Raw genomic sequence first — 16,224 nt, forward strand, 5'->3', positions numbered from 1 at the left:
GCTCCTTCGGGGTGCGGGGATACGAACCGGGGTCAGTGCCGACCGGCCGGACGGGACGGCCGCGACGGTGTGGGGGCGAAGAGGGCGACCAGGTCGTCGAGCCGGACCACCACGGCGGCGAGGGGCACCGCCGCACCGACGGCGACCAGGACGGCCGACGCGGACGGCGGCGGACCGGTGGCGGTGGCCCAGCCGAGCAGGCCGAGCAGCGCCACCACGGCCAGAGCGAGGTTGCGCCCGACGTGCCGGGGCCCGACCGGCGCGTCGGCGGCGCCGAAGCAGCGGCAGGCCGGCCGGGCGCCCCGACGCAGCGCCCCGACGATCGCGGCGGTGAGCACACCCAGCAGCCCGACGGCGAGCACCAGCCCGACCGGCACGGTCCGGGGGGCGGCAAGCAGCACCACGACGGCGGCCTCGGCGGTCACCGCGACCCGGGCGGCGGGCACGGTCCAGCGGTCGGGCACGCCGAACTGGCCGACCGACCCGACGAATTCCGTGAAACCCGCCCGGGTCCGCAGCTTGCCGACGACCGCGGCGAGGAACACCAGGGCCAGCAGCAGCCGTGCGGTCAGTTCCAGGGCTCGCATCCGTACGCACCTCCCATTGCCGGGAGGCCCACGCTAGAAGTGGCGGATACATCGCGGATACATCGGCTCTCGCCGACCTCCGACTCGGCTGTACCGGCGGTGTACCGACCCGCCGTAGCGTCCCGGCAACGATCCGTATCGAGGGGAGGTGAACGAATGTTCCGTCGACTGGAGAACCTGGGCGAGCGGATGCTCGGCGTGTTCGTACCCAAGGTGACGGCAGCCGCCGGCTGTCCGCCGGACCCGTACTGCGCGCTCTGTGGGACGTGCTACTTCAAGCGGTGCAGCACGAGCCTGGGCTGCAAGACGACCTGCGGAAGCTGCGGTTACTACTGCAGCGCGGGCGCGAGCACGATGTCCGCCCTCTGCTGAGGCGGTGACGGTGTGCCGTCCGGCCCCGGGGCCGGGCGGCACACCGTTCTGCGGGTCACCGGGCCGTGCTCAGCTCGGGCGCGGTCGCGGTCGGACCGCCACGCCCAGCACGTCCGGCTCCGGGATGTAGCCGCACTCGCGGGAGTCGTAGCTCTGCGACGGGTTGTCGCCGAGCACCACCAGCCGACCGGCCGGCACGACCCGCTCGCCGCTCTGGCGCAGCAGCGGCACCCGGTCCACCGGCACCGGGTCGCCGGGCACCGCGTACGCCCGCTTGATCAGCAGGCCAGGGGCGCCCGGAACGTCGGGGCGGGCCGGTCGCCCGGCGGTCATCCCCGCCGGAGCCACCACCACGACCACGTCGCCGGGCCGGACCCGGGCCAACGGCACGCGCCGGGCCAGCACCCGGTCACCGGAGCGCAGCGTCGGCTCCATGCTGCGCCCCACCACCGCGACCAGCAGCAGGTGCCGGCGCGCCCAGATCAGGCCGGCGGTGGCCGCCGCGAGTACGGCGGCCACCGCGAGCCATCCCAGCACCGGCATCGCTCAGGCGCCGCGCAGGGTCGCGCCGAGGCGCTCCGCCGCGACGGCGACCGCCGCGTCGCGGGCCGCGACCGCCTCCTCGACCGTCAGCGTCCGGTCCGGTGCCCGGAAGGTCAGCTTGTACGCCAACGACCGGCGACCGTCACCGAGCTGCGCGCCGGAGTACACGTCGAACAGCCGCACGTCCTCCAGCAGCTCACCGGCGCCCGCCTCCAACGCCCGGCGCACCTGCTCCGCCGGCACCGAGTCGTCCACCACCAGGGCCACGTCGATCAGCGCCGGCGGGAAGCCGGACACCGTCGGCGCGGGCGTCACCGGGGTCGGCGGCAGCGCGTCGAGGTCCAGCTCCATCGCGCAAGTGCGGCGGGGCAGCTCCAGCGCCGCGACCACCAACGGGTGCAGCTCGCCGGCGTGTCCGACGACCGAGCCGTCGACCCGTAGCTCGGCGCAGCGACCCGGGTGCCACGGCGCGTACTCGGCCGCCCGCACCTCGACCCGCTCGCCGGTGACACCGGCGGCGTCGAGCACGTCACGGGCCGCCTCGATCGCGTCCGCCCAGCCGGCCGGTCGACCCGCACCCCACCAGCCGGCCGGGTCGAGGTCGCCGGCGAGCACCACCGCGACGTGCACCGGCTGCGCCGGCACCACCGCGTCGGCGGCGGCGAACTCCGCGTCGGTGGGACGCCGGTCCACACCCATCTCCGGCGGGCTGCCGGCACCGACGCGCGGGTGGAAGACCGCACCGATCTCGTAGAGGGCGAGGTCGCGGTGACCCCGACCGAGGTTGCGCTTGAGGATCCCGAGCAGCGGGCCGAGCAGCGTGGTGCGCAGCAGCGGCTCCTCCTCGGACAACGGGTTGGCCAGGCGCACCGCCGGTCGACGCGGGTCGTCGGCAGCCAGGCCGAGCTGGTCGGCCAGCTCCGGCGACACGAACGGGTGCGCGAGCACCTCCACGTACCCCCGCTCGGCGAGGGACCCGGCGACCGCCCGGCGCCGACGCTGCCGCAGCGTCAGGCCGCGACCGGGAGGCGCGGTCGGGAGCACCGACGGCACCCGGTCGTACCCGTCGAGGCGGACCACCTCTTCCACCAGGTCGGCCGGGTCGGTCAGGTCGGGCCGCCAGGACGGCGGGGTGACGCTCAGCGCCGTCCCGGCCCCGCTGGCCACACCGACCGCGCCCGGGTCCTCGGACAACCGGTCCGCGCCCTGCGCGACCGTGCAGCCGACCCGCTCCAGCAGGGCGACCACCCGCGCCGGCGGGTACTCGACGCCGACCCGCCGGGTGGGCAGGTCCGCCGGCAGGGTGATCGGGGTACGCGGCCGGACGTGGTCGATGTCCAGGATCTCCGCGCTCGGCGTGCCACCACCGTGCTCGGTGAGCAGCCGCACGGCACGCTGCAACGCGACCAGCGCCACGGCCGGGTCGACGCCCCGCTCCCAGCGCTTCGCGGCCTCGCTGAACAGCTTGTGCCGGCGGGCCGTACGCCCGACCATCGCCGGGTCCCAGTGCGCCGCCTCGAAGAGCACGGTGCTGGTGCCGGCGACGACCTCGCTGGTCTCACCGCCCATCACCGCCGCGAGGGAGATCGGCCCCGTGTCGTCGCAGATGACCATGTCGTCGGCGGTGAGCACCCGGTTGACGCCGTCCAGGGTGGTCAGCTTCTCCCCCGCCTCGGCGCGGCGGACCACCAACGGCCCGACGACCCGGTCGGCGTCGAAGGCGTGCATCGGCTGGCCCAGCTCCAGCATCACGTAGTTGGTGATGTCCACCGGCAGCGAGATGCTGCGGATGCCGGCGGTGACCAGCCGCTGGGCCATCCACGACGGGGTGGGCGCGCTCGGGTCGACGCCCCGGACCAGGCGGGCGGTGAACCGGTCGCAGCCGACCGTGTCGCGGACCTCCACCGGGTACGCCGGCGTCTCGGTGCCGCTCGGCGCGGGCACCAGGGCCGGGTCGTGCAGCGGCACGTCGAACGCGTGCGACAGCTCCCGGGCCAGACCCCGCAGGCTCAGCGCGTACCCCCGGTCGGGGGTGATCTCCAGATCGAGCACGACGTCGTCGAGGCCGACCACCGGGCGCGCGTCGTCGCCCGGCTTGGCCGTGACGTCCGGCCCCAGCACGATGATGCCGGAGTGGTCGTCGCCCAGGCCCAACTCCTTCGCCGAGCAGATCATGCCCGCGGAGTTGTGCCCGTACGTCTTGCGGGCGCCGATCGCGAAGCCACCGGGCAGCACACCACCGGGCAGGATCACGACCACCCGGTCACCGACGGCGAAGTTGCGCGCCCCGCAGACGATCTCCTGCGGCTCCCCGGTGCCGTTGGCGGCCCCCACGTCGACCCGGCAGAACCGGATCGGCTTCTTGAAGCCGGTGAGCTCCTCGATCTCGCGGACCTCACCGACGACGAGCTGACCGGTGACGGTGGCGGCCAGGTCCACCACGGACTCGACCTCGATGCCAAGGTCGACCAGTGCCTGCTCCAGGTCACCGGTGGGCAGGTCGGCGGGGAGGTCGACGTACTCCCGCAGCCAACTGACAGAAACTCGCATGACGTCAGACCACCGTTCCCGTGTCTCGTACCCGCATCGCCTACGCCCCGGTCCCGAGCGCGCGGCTGAACCGCACGTCGCCCTCGAAGAGATGGCGGATGTCACTGACCCCGTGCCGGACCATCAGGGTCCGGTCGATGCCCATGCCGAAGGCGAATCCGGAGTAGACCTCCGGGTCCACGCCGCAGGCGCGCAGCACCCGCGGGTTGACCATGCCGCAGCCGCCCCACTCGACCCACTGCGGGCCGTCGCGGTGCTCCGGGAACCACACGTCGAACTCCGCCGACGGCTCGGTGAACGGGAAGTAGTGCGGCCGCCACCGGGTCTTCGCCTCCGGGCCGAACATCGCCCGGGCGAAGTGGTCCAGCGTGCCCCGCAGGTGCGCCATCGTGATGCCCTTGTCCACCACCAGACCCTCGGCCTGGTGGAACACCGGGCTGTGCGTGGCGTCGATCTCGTCGGTGCGGTAGACCCGGCCGGGCACGATCACGTAGATCGGCGGCTTGCGGCTGAGCATGGTGCGGGTCTGCACCGTCGAGGTGTGCGTTCGTAGAACGAGGCCGGAGCCCTCCGGTGCGATGTGGAACGTGTCCATCAACCCGCGCGCCGGGTGGTCGGCGGGGATGTTCAACGCGTCGAAGTTGACCCACTCCAGGTCGACCTCGGGCCCCTCGGCCACCTCGTAGCCCATCCCGACGAACAGGTCGCTGATCGACTCCATCAGGGTGCTCAGCGGGTGTCGGGCGCCCCGGGGACGCCGGTTGAAGGGCAGGGTGACGTCCACCCGCTCCTCGACCAGCACCCGCTGGGCCTGCTCGCGCTCCACCACCTCGGCGCGGTCGGCGTACGCGGTCTCGATCGCCCGGCGGGCCTCGTTGACCCGCTTGCCGGCATCGGACTTCGCGGCCGGCGGCAACGCGCCGATCTCCCGGCGGGCCAGCGAGACCGGTGACCGGTCACCGAGATGCACCGAGCGCAGCGCGGTCAGCGCGTCCGGGTCGGCGGCCGCCGTGAACGCCTTCGTGGCGTCCGCGACAGCCTCGTCCAGGGCGGCGGGGTCGAGCAGGGCAACCTGCTTCGGGTCGTACGGATCGTTGCGGTAGCTCATGGCGTACGGGCACTCCCTCACGGCGGCGCCAGCCCTCACCGGGGGCGGCTAAGCGAGTCTACGGACGCGCGGCTGTGCCGCAGCCCGCCGGTAGGAGTTGTGCAGGGAGCAGGTCAGGCCCGCCGCCCGCCGACACCGGCGGGCTGGCTAAACGAACGCCGTGACGCGTTCATGGGCGGACGCTCTCCTCTGCTGTCAGTCGCGCCGGGCACGATCACCCTCAGCGCTGTGCTCTCGCTGAAGCGTACAGGCACACCGCCGCCGCGGCAGCCAGGTTGAGGCTCTCCGCGCGCCCGTACAACGGCACCCGCACCCGGGCGTCGGCGGCGGCGGCCAACTCCTCGGGCAGGCCGTGCGCCTCCGAGCCGAACAGCCAGGCGGTGGGCCCGACGAGCCGACCGTAGTCGGTCATGTCGTCTAGGTCGCTGTCGCCGTACCCCGTGGTGGCGAAGATCGATAGCCCGGCGGCCCGCAGCGCGTCGACCACCTGGACCGGGTCGGCGGCGCGCACCACGTCGAGGTGGAAGAGACTGCCGGCGGAGGCCCGGACACACTTGCCGTTGTACGGGTCGACGGCGTCACCGGCGAAGACCACCGCGCCCGCCCCGGCCGCGTCGGCGGTGCGCAGCACCGTGCCGGCGTTACCCGGGTCGCGGATCTCGGCGAGCACCGCCACCAGCCGGGGCCCGCCCGCGAGGGCCTGCTCCAACGACACGTCGAGGTGCCGGCAGACGGCGACCAGCCCCTGCGGGGCGACGGTCTCGGTCAGCGCGGCGAGGGCCTCGTCGGTGACCTCGGAGACCGGCACGTCGGCGCGGGCCGCCGTGGCGGCCAGATCCGGGTGCCGGTCGAGGGCGGTGGGCGTACCGAACAACTCGGTGACCACCTCCGGCCGCGCGAGGGCCTCGCGGACCGCCTGTGGGCCCTCGGCCAGGAACTGGCCGGTGGCGTCGCGGTCCCGACGACGTTGCAACCGACGGGCGGCGACAATCCTGGGGGTACGCGGGGTGAAAGCCATGGTGTGCGCTCCTCCGGCACGATTGAGGCGCCCCCCGGACGGCGGTGCCGACACGGGAGACGCCTCGCTCTGGTGCGTGGGGATCAGGCGGCCTGAGCCGCCGCGCCGCCGGTGCCCTCGGCCGTGACCGCGGCCCGGGCCAGCTCGACGATCGCCGCGAAGGAGGCGGCGTCGTTGACAGCCATGTCGGCCAGGATCTTGCGGTCGACCTCGATGCCGGCCAGACGCAGGCCCTGGATCAGGCGGTTGTAGGTCATCCCGTTGGCCCGGGCGCCCGCGTTGATCCGCTGGATCCACAGCTGCCGGAAGTCGCCCTTGCGGTCGCGACGGTCCCGGTAGGCGTACTGCATCGAGTGCAGCACCTGCTCCTTGGCCTTGCGGTACAGCCGGGAGCGCTGACCGCGGTAACCGCTCGCGGACTCCAGCAGGGTACGACGCTTCTTCTGGGCGTTTACAGCCCGCTTGACGCGTGCCATCTCAACTCCTTATTACGTAAAGGTGGCGCGCGTCAGCGGCCGAGCAGCTTCTTGATGCGCTTGACGTCGGCCTTGGCCAGCACGACCGTGCCGGTCAGCCGGCGGGTCTGGGTGGAGGGCTTCTTCTCCAGGTTGTGACGGAGGCCGGCCTGCTGGGCAACGATCTTGCCCTTGCCGGTCACCTTGACCCGCTTACCCATACCCGTGTGGCTCTTCATCTTCGGCATGTGGAACGTCTCTCCCCTGTTACTCGCCGCTGGTATCGGCGGCGAGGCCGGTGTCACCGGCTGCTGCGGTCTCGCCGACCGCTGCGGTCTCATCGGCTTCCGGAGCGGCGGACTCGTCCCCTACCCGGTCCCGAGGTCCACCGCGGGACGCCGTGGCGGCGACCGCGGAGGCCTTCACGGCCCGGTGCGGAGCGAGAACCATGATCATGTTTCGGCCGTCCTGCTTGGGAGCGGCCTCGACGTATCCCAGTTCCGTGATCTCGGATTCGAGTCGACGCAGAAGCCGGTAACCCAGCTCCGGACGACTCTGCTCGCGACCGCGGAACATGATCGTCACCTTGACCTTGTCGCCCGCCTTGAGGAACCGCACCACGTGACCCTTCTTGGTCTCGTAGTCGTGCGGGTCGATCTTCGGCCGAAGCTTCATTTCCTTGATGACGGTCTGCTGCTGGTTACGCCGCGCTTCGCGCGCCTTGAGTGCGCTCTCGTACTTGAACTTGCCGAAGTCCATGAGCTTGCACACCGGCGGGCGCGCCATCGGCGCAACCTCGACCAGGTCCAGATCGACGTCCGCGGCCAGCTGAAGAGCGCGCTCCAGCGGGACGATGCCCACCTGCTCACCCTCTGGGCCGACCAGTCGGACCTCACGTGCCCGGATCTGCTCGTTCACGCGTGGTTCGACGCTGATGGGGCCTCCTCGAGTCGCTTCTGCTCAGTTGCCGACCCCCGCGGCCCCCGGATGGGAACCAACCCGAAAAGCAGAAGGCCCCGGCGCATGCCAGGGCCCGCTCGACCGGTCAGCACGATCACAGGATCGCGCATCCGGTGCCGGGACATGCCCGGAACCGGTGACCGGACCCGGCCACCGTAGCGGCGACTCGGGTGGGAGCAGGCGCTCCGCTTTCAAGGCCGTCTGCTCGCACGCGGAGACAGCCTGGTCGACTGGATAACAGTACACCGGCGTCCCGGCCGCCCCCAAACCGGGCATGACCTCGGGCCCAGGCGGGTCGCGCCGGCCGCGCTCGTGGTTCCCGTCGGCCGCGCTCGTGGTCCCCGTCGCGCCGGTCGCGCGCCGGTCGTGCCGATCGTGCCGGTCGCGCGCCGATCGTGCCGGTCAAGATCCGTGCACTTTCCCGGAAAGTGCTGCCTCCGGCGACGCTGAGACAGCAGTTTCCGGGAAGTTGCCCAGATCTTGCCGGTGGGGGTGCGGCGGGCGCACGCGGTGCGGCGCGAGTGCGGTGCAGACGCCCACGCGGGGCAGGCCCAGACGCAGGGCAGCACCTGATGCCCGGCGGACCCCAACGCAGGGCAGACGCCTACACACGGCGTGACCGCGACGCGCGGTAGACCCGACACGCGGCAGACCCCGACGCGGGGCCCGGGAGTTGGGTGCGGGTCAGCGGCCAACGGCGCGTTCGGCGAGGTGGGCCTGGTGCGCCTCGTGCAGGCGCCGCAGTGCGCGGACCCCGTCGACGGCCAGCTCCTTGTCGGCGGCCTGGAGGGCGACCATCGGCAGGAGGTCGTCGTCATGCAGCTCCAGGCTGGCCCACGGCGCGCCCCGGTCGAAGCGGACTCCCCGGACAACCTCCCAGGGCAGCTCGTAGGAGCTGATGACGTTGCGCACCCGGATGCCACGCGCGTCCGCCTCCACCCGCGGACGGGTGAACAGGAGGAACCCCAGCGCCCCGAAGACGCCCAGGCCGATCATGGCGATCTGGTCGCCGCGCTGGAAGCTGCCGTAACCGTCGCCGGTCGGCCCACTCAGCGAGGTGGCGACCAGACCGAACACGACCACCAGCGCAACTGCCGCCGACCAGCAGACCACGCGGATGCGGCGGGGCTTCAGGCGGACCAGTTCGGTTTCACTCACCCCACCAGTCTGCCACCCGCACTCGCCCATCAAACGCACCACCCGCCGAGCCGCCACGCACCGGCGACGCATGGCTGCCAGCTTCTCGCGCAGCTCGACGGCGCACCGGCCACGTCAAGATCGCGCTCGATCCAGGATCCAGTGGCCTCGGTCGAGCGCGAGGCCACTACTTCAATGATCGAGCGCGATCTTGCGGGTCCGGGATGCGGCCCGCGGACGTTCGCGCGTCGAGCCCTCACAGTGATCCACTCGACATCAAGGAAACGGGGGTGTCCCTGGCATTCGGACACCCCCGTTCCAGCGAACCCGAGTTGATCAAGCGCCGAGTGCGCGCGAGGACCCGAAACCGGTCAGAGGCGACAGGCGTGGATGTTGGTGACGAGGATGGCGCGGGCGCCCAACTCGTACAGCTCGTCCATGATCCGGTGGACGTCGTCGCGCAGCACCATCGCCTGCACCGCCACCCAGCCCTCGCGGTGCAGCGGCGAGACGGTGGGTGACTCGATGCCCGGGGTGAGCCCGCTGGCGCGGTCCAGCAGGCCGGCCGGCACGTCGTAGGCGAGCATCACGTAACGGCGGGCCACCAGCACACCGTGCAGGCGGCGCAGCAACTGCTCGGCCTGCGCGTGCGCGGGCGCGCCGGCACGGCGGACCAGCACCGCCGAGGAGCGCAGCAGCGGCTCACCGAAGACGACGAGGCCCGCCTGGCGCAGGGTGGCGCCGGTCTCCACGACGTCCGCGATCACGTCGGCGACACCGAGGCGTACGGCGTTCTCCACCGCACCGTCGAGGCGGATCACGTCGGCCTTGACGCCCACCTCGCCGAGGTGCCGCTCGACCAGACCCGGGTACGCGGTGGCGATCCGGTGGCCCCCCAGGTCCTGCACGGAGGCGATGTCGTCGGGGCGGGCGGCGAAGCGGAAGGTGGCGCGACCGAAGGCGAGGTCGACGACCTCCTCCGCCGGCGCGGCCGAGTCGATCAGCAGGTCCCGGCCGGTGATCCCGAGGTCGAGGTCACCGGAGCCGACGTAGGTGGCGATGTCCTTGGGACGCAGGTAGAAGAATTCGACGTCGTTTGCCTCGTCGCGGCAGACGAGGTCCTTGGGGTCGGTGCGCTGGCGGTAGCCCGCCTCACGCAGCATCTGGGCGGCCGGCTCGGCCAGGGTGCCCTTGTTGGGAATGGCGACACGCAACATGACGGAGTGCTCCTTCGATCCGGATGGCGATCAACGGGTGGGGGCACTCACAGATGTCGGTAGACGTCCTTGAGGTCGAGACCGCTGGCGATCATCAGCACCTGGACCTGGTAGAGCAGTTGGGAGATCTCCTCGGCGGTGCGCTCCGGCCCCTCGTGCTCGGCGGCCATCCACGACTCGGCCGCCTCCTCGACGACCTTCTTGCCGATGAAGTGCACCCCCTTGTCCAGGGCGGCGACGGTGCCCGAGCCCGGGGTGCCGGCGGCGGCCTTGGCCTGCAGCTCGGCGAACAACTCCTCGAACGTCTTCACGAAAGACGATTCTTCCAGCCGGTCGACTCGCACCGCGCGTCCGGGTCGGCTGACACCCAGTCAGCGGGACATCGAGGCGGCAATTCCCTATCAGCGTGGTGGGAAAATCTTCGATCGATGCTCATGGAGCTCTACGCTGTCGGCCATGGCCAGCAGCTCACGTCTCCTCGCGCTCGCCCTCGCCGGTGCCGTCGTCGCCGCCACCGCCGGATGCGCGCCACAGAAGGAGCTACCAACCCCCACCGTCACCACGGGGCTGTCGTGCGCCAAGGACAGCCTGCCCACCCGTACGCCGGGCAAGCTCACCATCGCCACCGACCAGCCCGCGTACGAGCCGTGGTTCTCGAAGGACAAGCCGGAGAGCGGCGAGGGCTTCGAGTCCGCCGTCGCGTACGCGGTTGCGGAGAAGCTCGGCTACGCCCGCGCCGACGTCGCCTGGACCCGGGTGAAGTTCGACACCGCGATCGCGCCCGGGCCGAAGGACTTCGACTTCGACATCAACCAGTTCTCCATCACCGACGAGCGCAAGCAGGCGGTCGACTTCTCCGCGCCGTACTACCTGGTGCGGCAGACCGTCATCGCGTTGAAGTCGTCGAAGATCGCCGGCAGGACGTCGCTGGCCGATCTCCGCGACGCGCGACTCGGCGCGCAGGTGGGCACCACCAGCTACCAGGCGATCACCGAGGTGATCAAGCCGTCGGCCAAGCCGCAGGTCTACAACAGCAACGACGACGCCAAGAAGGCCCTGCAGAACGGGCAGCTGGACGGGCTCGTGGTGGACCTGCCGACCGCCTTCTACATCACCGGGGCGGAGATCACCGACGCGACGATCGTCGGTCAGGTGCCGCAGGTCGGTACGCCCGAGGCGTTCGGCCTGCTGCTGGACAAGAACTCCCCGTTGACCAAGTGCGTGACCGGCGCGGTCGGTCAGCTCACCGCGGCCGGCACGCTGAAGCAGTTGGAGCAGACGTGGCTCGCGCAGGCGGCGGGGGCGGCCGAGCTGCGGTGACGCTCCTGGATCACGTCCCCTCGGAGGCGCAGCGGCGTCGGTCGGCGTACCGGCATCGGCAGACCGTCCACAGCGTGGTGGTCGCGGCCTGTTCCACGGCGGCGCTCGGCACGCTGCTGGTCGTCGCGGTGACCGGTGCGCCCGGGTGGGACCGGGTGCGGCAGTCGTTCCTGGACCCGGAGATCGCCCGGGACGCGTTGCCGGCGGTGCTGAGCGGGCTCTGGCTCAACGTTCGGCTGCTGGTCTGCTGTGCGGTCGGCGCGCTGCTGCTCGGGTTGGTGATCGCGGTGCTGCGGACGTTGCGCGGCCCGGTCTTCTTCCCGGTCCGGGCGCTGGCCGCCGGCTACACCTACACCTTCCGCGGCCTTCCGCTGATCATCGTGCTGTACCTGCTCACGCTCGGCGTGCCCGGCCTGCGACTGCAGGGTATGCCGCCGGTGCTGGTGCTCGGTGGGGCCGCGTTGGTCCTCACCTACGGCGGATATCTCGCCGAGGTGTTCCGGGCCGGCATCGAGTCGGTGCACCCCAGTCAGCTCGCCGCGGCCCGCTCGCTGGGCCTGACCTACCGGCAGACGATGCGGCACGTGGTGCTGCCGCAGGCCGTCCGCAGGGTGGCGCCGCCCCTGCTCAACGACGTGGTGGCGTTGCAGAAGGACGTCGGCCTGGTCTCGCTCGCCGGGCCGATCGACGCGGTACGCGCCGCGCAGATCGCCACCGCCCAGTCGTTCAACTACACGCCGTACGTCGTGGCGGGCGTGCTCTTCGTGCTGCTCGCGATCCCGCTGATCGCGGTCACCGACTGGGTGACGCTGCGGGCGGCCCGCCGACAGTCGGGAGGCTGACGATGGAGCTGCTGCGCTGTCGGGGTCTGCGCAAGGAGTTCGCCGGTCAGGTGGTGCTCGACCAGCTCGACCTGACCGTCTCCGAGCATCAGGTGGTCGCGCTGATCGGTGCCTCCGGGTCCGGCAAGTCGACACTGCTGCGGTGCGTGAACCTGCTGGAGGAGCTGGACGACGGCACCATCGAGCTGGACGGGGAGGACATCTCCGATCCCCGGGTGGACCCGGACCGGGTCCGTCGGCGGATCGGCATGGTGTTCCAGGCGTACAACCTCTTTCCGCACCTGAGCGTGTTGGAGAACGTCACGCTCGCCCCGCGTCGCGTACACCGGCGGGCCCGTGCGGAGGCGGAGGCCCAGGCCCGGGAGCTGCTCGACCGGGTGGGGCTCGGCGCCAGGGCGGACGCCTACCCGGACCGGCTCTCCGGCGGGCAGCAACAGCGGGTGGCGATCGTCCGGGCGCTGGCGAACTCACCGCGGCTGATGCTGCTCGACGAGGTGACCTCCGCGCTGGACCCGGAACTCGTCGGCGAGGTGCTGGCGATGATCCGGGACCTGAAGGCCGACGGGATGACGATGGTGCTGGCCACCCACGAGATGAGCTTCGCCCGGGAGGTTGCCGACCAGGTGTGCTTCCTCGACCAGGGGCGGGTCGTCGAGAGTGGCCCACCCGAACAGGTGCTGGGCGAGCCGACCCAGCCTCGCACCCGGCAGTTCCTACACCGGATCATCGAGGCCGGCCGCCTCTGAAGCCGACCGCGTCTGAAGCCGACCGCCCCTCAAGCCGGCGGCCCCTCAAGCCGACCGCCCCTCAAGCCGGCGGCCCTTAAGCCGGCCGCAGGCAAGGGCCGGCCGACGGCAGGGGCGGCCTCAGCCGCCGAAGCCGACCCTCTGGGCGTTGCCGGCGGCGACGGTCCGGACGGCCAGCGCGGCGTCGAGCGCGGCGACGGTCGCCGCCCAGCCCTTGTCCTCCGCCGAGCCGGGCAGACCGGCGCGGTCCCGGGCCTGCTCGATGGTCTCCACGGTCAGCACCCCGTGCGCCACCGGCTTGCCCTCGTCCAGCGCCACCCGGGTCAGCCCGTCGGTGACCGAGCGGCAGACGTAGTCGAAGTGCGCGGTGGAGCCGCGGACCACCACGCCGAGGGCTACCACCACGTCGCAGCGACGCGCGAGGGCCTGGGCGACCACCGGCAGCTCGACCGAGCCGGCGACCCGGGCGACCACGGACCGGGCGCCGCACGCCTCGGCGGCCGCCACCGCCCGCTCCAGCATGTGGTCGGTCAGGTCGCCGTGCCAGCGGGCGGCGACGATCCCGACGGTCAGCCCCGCGGCGTCCACCGCGTCGACTCCCGGCTCACCGAAACCCGCCATCGTCATGCTCCGATCTCGTCGTTGGCGACCGGGCGCCCCAGCGGCGCCTCGGACAGCTCGTCCAACTCGTCCAGCAGGTGACCCATCCGGTCCCGCTTGGTGCGCAGGTAGCGCATGTTCTCCGGGTGCGCGCCGACCGGCAACCCCTCGCGGCCGGTGATGGTCAACCCGTACCCCTCCAGCCCGGCCCGCTTGGCCGGGTTGTTGGTCAGCAGGCGCATCGAGCGCACACCCAGGTCGTAGAGGATCTGCGCACCGGTGCCGTAGTCGCGGGCGTCGGCCGGCAGGCCCAGGTCGAGGTTGGCGTCGACCGTGTCGCGGCCGGAGTCCTGCAACTGGTACGCCTGCAGCTTGTGCAGCAGCCCGATGCCGCGCCCCTCGTGCCCGCGGACGTAGAGCACCACGCCCCGGCCCTCCCGCGCGACCCGGGCCAGCGCGGCGTCCAACTGCGGCCCGCAGTCGCAGCGCAGTGAGCCGAACACGTCCCCGGTGAGGCACTCGGAGTGCACCCGGACCAGCACGTCCTGGCCGTCGCCGAGGTCGCCCAGCACCATCGCGATGTGTTCGGCCGGGTCGTGTTCGGCGCGGTAGCCGAGCGCCCGGAACACCCCGTGCCGGGTGGGCATCCGGGCGTCGGCGACCAGCTCGACCTGCTTCTCGGTGCGCCGGCGGTAGGCGATCAGGTCGGCGATCGTGATCAGCGTGAGGCCGTGCTCGGCGGAGAACTTCTCCAGGTCCGGCAGTCGCATCATCGTGCCGTCGTCGTTGACCAGCTCGCAGAGCACGCCCGCCGGGCGCAACCCGGCCAGCCGGGTCAGGTCGATCCCCGCCTCGGTGTGCCCGGGGCGGCGCAGCACCCCGCCCTCGCGGGCGCGCAGCGGCACGACGTGCCCCGGCCGCGACAGGTCGGTCGGGTCGGTCGCCGCGCCGGCCAGCAGCCGGCTGGTGTGCGCACGGTCGGCCGCCGAGATGCCGGTGCCGACGCCCTCCCGGGCGTCCACGGTCACCGTGTACGCGGTGCCGCGCCGGTCCTGGTTGGTGTGGTGCATCGGCGGCAGGTCGAGGCGGTCGGCCTCGCTCTCGGTCAACGCCACGCAGACGTACCCGGAGGTGTAGCGCACCATGAACGCCATCAGCTCCGGTGTGGCCAGCTCGGCCGCGAAGATCAGGTCGCCCTCGTTCTCGCGGTCGGCGTCGTCGACGACGACCACCGGCCGGCCGGCCGCGATCTCCGCGACCGCCTGCTCGATGCTTCCGAAGCTGCTCATGCCGCCACTCCGCTTCGCCGAACGGTCCGAGCCCCGGCCGCGTCGGTCTGTCTTGACAGGACCACGCGGCCTCGGCCGGGGGTCGGACTGTGAGCAGTGGCGTCATGAGGCACCATGGGGCTGCACCTGATGATTCGCTCGCTACGCTCGTTCATGCGACGGCCTCCCGGTAGATGGGCGTGCGGGCGAGGGCCGCGGCACGCGAGGTGCGCCACCAGGCGGCGAAGCCCCAGGCGCAGAGGGCGCCGTAGATCAGGTACATGACCGCCGACGGGTAGAACCCGCCGCGCAGCAGCAGCGGCACGCCGACCGCGTCCACCGCGATCCAGAGCAGCCAGAACTCCACCCAGCCGCGTGCCATGCCGTAGGTGGCCAGCAGGCTGCCGGTGAGGATCCAGGCGTCGGGCAGCGGACCCCACGAGCCCAGCGCCTTGAGCACCGGGTACGCGGCGGCGGTGCCGACCACGGCGGCCAGCAGCAGCATCAGCCGCTCCCGCCCGGTGGCCCAGCGCGGGACGACCGCTGCCTGACCGCCGTCGGCGCGGCGGTTCGACTGCCAGCGCCACCAGCCGTAGACGCTGACGGCGAAGAAGAACACCTGTCGGCCGGCCTGCCCGTACAGGTCGTGCTCCTGCGGGGTGGCGAACACCCCGCCGAGGAAGACGGTGAGCAGCAGCGCGTTGCCGACCATGCCGACCGGCCACGCCCAGACCAGCCGGCGCAGCCCGAGCAGCGCGGAGACCAGCCCGAACACGTTGCCGACGATCTCCCGGGCCAGCACCGGCGAGCCGCCCACCTGCACCTGGGCGTCCAGCAGCCAGCTCAGCGGGCCCATCAGGCCACCCCGCCGGTGATCGGGGCCACCCCGGTGCCGTCGGTGCCGGTGAGCCGGTCGCCGAGCAGCCGCTCGACGTACTTGGCCAGCACGTCGACCTCCAGGTTGACCGGGTCGCCGACACTCTTCGCGCCGAGCGTGGTCAGCTTGAGCGTGGTCGGGATCAGCCCGACGGCGAACTCGTCCGCGCCCACCTCGGCCACGGTCAGCGAGACACCGTCGATGGTGATCGAGCCCTTCTCCACCACGTACCGGGACAGGGCGGCGGGCAGCCGGAACCGGACCGTCTCCCACTGCTCGGCCGGCTCCCGGGAGAGCACCGCGCCGACGCCGTCCACGTGGCCCTGCACCAGGTGCCCGCCGAGCCGGCTGCCGAGTGCGGCCGCCCGCTCCAGGTTGACCGGGTCACCGACGCTCAGGGCGCCCAGCGCGGAGCGGCGCAGCGTCTCCCCCATCACGTCGGCGGTGAAGACCCCGTCGGCCACCTCCACCACGGTCAGGCACACGCCGTTGACCGCGATGGAGTCGCCGTGCCGGGCGTCGGAGGTGACCAGCGGACCGCGTACGCCGATCAACGCCGAATCGCCCGCCGTCGGCGTGACCCGGACGATCTCGCCCAACTCCTCGATAATGCCGGTGAACATC

General features: G+C 72.3%; 19 protein-coding genes. 4 read left to right on the forward strand and 15 right to left on the reverse strand.

Translation table 11 applies throughout. The features are described from left to right. Positions 1–32 precede the first annotated feature (32 nt). Positions 33–587 (reverse strand): MauE/DoxX family redox-associated membrane protein, encoded by a 555-nt coding sequence (locus LADH09A_RS28275; RefSeq protein ID WP_238648728.1) that lies wholly within the window; start codon positions 585–587, stop codon positions 33–35. A gap of 156 nt (positions 588–743) precedes the next feature. Here LADH09A_RS28275 and LADH09A_RS28280 point away from each other — a divergent pair, with 156 nt between their 5' ends. Next, positions 744–959, forward strand: coding sequence for a hypothetical protein (locus LADH09A_RS28280; RefSeq protein ID WP_210927842.1), 216 nt, complete (start codon positions 744–746; stop codon positions 957–959). Positions 960–1,028: 69 nt separating this feature from the next. On the opposite strand, the gene LADH09A_RS28285 is transcribed toward LADH09A_RS28280, so the two are convergent. The 10 genes from LADH09A_RS28285 to LADH09A_RS28330 form a co-directional block, all read right to left on the reverse strand. Next, on the reverse strand, positions 1,029–1,478 hold the full coding sequence (locus LADH09A_RS28285; RefSeq protein WP_238648729.1) for a S26 family signal peptidase: 450 nt from the start codon (positions 1,476–1,478) through the stop codon (positions 1,029–1,031). A 27-nt stretch (positions 1,479–1,505) separates the two neighbouring features. Continuing rightward, entirely contained in the window at positions 1,506–4,052 is a 2,547-nt protein-coding gene (pheT, locus tag LADH09A_RS28290) for a phenylalanine--tRNA ligase subunit beta (protein WP_238648731.1), read from the reverse strand. A gap of 40 nt (positions 4,053–4,092) precedes the next feature. Beyond that, positions 4,093–5,160 carry a phenylalanine--tRNA ligase subunit alpha gene (pheS, locus tag LADH09A_RS28295; protein WP_238648733.1) on the reverse strand — a complete coding sequence of 356 codons (1,068 nt, stop codon included), beginning with the start codon at positions 5,158–5,160 and terminating at the stop codon, positions 4,093–4,095. A gap of 220 nt (positions 5,161–5,380) precedes the next feature. Continuing rightward, positions 5,381–6,178 carry a TrmH family RNA methyltransferase gene (locus LADH09A_RS28300; RefSeq protein WP_274530279.1) on the reverse strand — a complete coding sequence of 266 codons (798 nt, stop codon included), beginning with the start codon at positions 6,176–6,178 and terminating at the stop codon, positions 5,381–5,383. An 83-nt stretch (positions 6,179–6,261) separates the two neighbouring features. After that, positions 6,262–6,654, reverse strand: coding sequence for a 50S ribosomal protein L20 (gene rplT / locus LADH09A_RS28305; RefSeq protein ID WP_030488429.1), 393 nt, complete (start codon positions 6,652–6,654; stop codon positions 6,262–6,264). Between the two features lie 32 nt (positions 6,655–6,686). Then, positions 6,687–6,881: a 50S ribosomal protein L35 gene (rpmI, locus tag LADH09A_RS28310; protein ID WP_007458415.1), complete on the reverse strand. Its 195-nt coding sequence runs from the start codon at positions 6,879–6,881 to the stop codon at positions 6,687–6,689. A gap of 19 nt (positions 6,882–6,900) precedes the next feature. Further along, complete coding sequence (infC, locus tag LADH09A_RS28315; RefSeq protein ID WP_238648735.1) at positions 6,901–7,551, reverse strand: translation initiation factor IF-3; 651 nt, start codon at positions 7,549–7,551, stop codon at positions 6,901–6,903. Between the two features lie 726 nt (positions 7,552–8,277). Beyond that, positions 8,278–8,751 carry a PH domain-containing protein gene (locus LADH09A_RS28320; protein ID WP_238648736.1) on the reverse strand — a complete coding sequence of 158 codons (474 nt, stop codon included), beginning with the start codon at positions 8,749–8,751 and terminating at the stop codon, positions 8,278–8,280. A gap of 350 nt (positions 8,752–9,101) precedes the next feature. Further along, positions 9,102–9,947, reverse strand: coding sequence for an ATP phosphoribosyltransferase (gene hisG, locus LADH09A_RS28325; protein ID WP_130400361.1), 846 nt, complete (start codon positions 9,945–9,947; stop codon positions 9,102–9,104). A gap of 47 nt (positions 9,948–9,994) precedes the next feature. Further along, on the reverse strand, positions 9,995–10,258 hold the full coding sequence (locus LADH09A_RS28330; RefSeq protein WP_238648737.1) for a phosphoribosyl-ATP diphosphatase: 264 nt from the start codon (positions 10,256–10,258) through the stop codon (positions 9,995–9,997). A gap of 145 nt (positions 10,259–10,403) precedes the next feature. Between LADH09A_RS28330 and LADH09A_RS28335 the strand changes: the two genes are divergently transcribed. The 3 genes from LADH09A_RS28335 to LADH09A_RS28345 are packed head-to-tail and all read left to right on the forward strand — an operon-like array spanning position 10,404 to position 12,855. After that, the gene (locus tag LADH09A_RS28335) at positions 10,404–11,267 is read left to right on the forward strand and encodes an ABC transporter substrate-binding protein (RefSeq protein WP_238648738.1); all 864 of its coding nucleotides are present in this window, start codon (positions 10,404–10,406) and stop codon (positions 11,265–11,267) included. Then, complete coding sequence (locus LADH09A_RS28340) at positions 11,264–12,109, forward strand: amino acid ABC transporter permease (RefSeq protein ID WP_238648739.1); 846 nt, start codon at positions 11,264–11,266, stop codon at positions 12,107–12,109. Before LADH09A_RS28335 ends, LADH09A_RS28340 begins: the two co-directional genes overlap by 4 nt. 2 nt (positions 12,110–12,111) lie before the next feature. Then, positions 12,112–12,855 carry an amino acid ABC transporter ATP-binding protein gene (locus LADH09A_RS28345; protein WP_238648740.1) on the forward strand — a complete coding sequence of 248 codons (744 nt, stop codon included), beginning with the start codon at positions 12,112–12,114 and terminating at the stop codon, positions 12,853–12,855. 120 nt (positions 12,856–12,975) lie between these two features. On the opposite strand, the gene ribH is transcribed toward LADH09A_RS28345, so the two are convergent. The 4 genes from ribH to LADH09A_RS28365 form a co-directional block, all read right to left on the reverse strand. Further along, positions 12,976–13,476: a 6,7-dimethyl-8-ribityllumazine synthase gene (ribH, locus tag LADH09A_RS28350; protein ID WP_238648758.1), complete on the reverse strand. Its 501-nt coding sequence runs from the start codon at positions 13,474–13,476 to the stop codon at positions 12,976–12,978. Positions 13,477–13,478: 2 nt separating this feature from the next. Further along, on the reverse strand, positions 13,479–14,744 hold the full coding sequence (locus LADH09A_RS28355; protein WP_238648741.1) for a bifunctional 3,4-dihydroxy-2-butanone-4-phosphate synthase/GTP cyclohydrolase II: 1,266 nt from the start codon (positions 14,742–14,744) through the stop codon (positions 13,479–13,481). A 151-nt stretch (positions 14,745–14,895) separates the two neighbouring features. Then, positions 14,896–15,579 carry a nicotinamide riboside transporter PnuC gene (gene pnuC, locus LADH09A_RS28360; RefSeq protein ID WP_238648742.1) on the reverse strand — a complete coding sequence of 228 codons (684 nt, stop codon included), beginning with the start codon at positions 15,577–15,579 and terminating at the stop codon, positions 14,896–14,898. Next, entirely contained in the window at positions 15,579–16,223 is a 645-nt protein-coding gene (locus LADH09A_RS28365) for a riboflavin synthase (protein ID WP_238648743.1), read from the reverse strand. Before LADH09A_RS28365 ends, pnuC begins: the two co-directional genes overlap by 1 nt. Position 16,224: the final 1 nt, after the last annotated feature.

Source organism: Micromonospora cabrerizensis (assembly GCF_022230955.1).
In the GTDB taxonomy this organism is placed as follows: Bacteria; Actinomycetota; Actinomycetes; order Mycobacteriales; family Micromonosporaceae; genus Micromonospora; species Micromonospora cabrerizensis.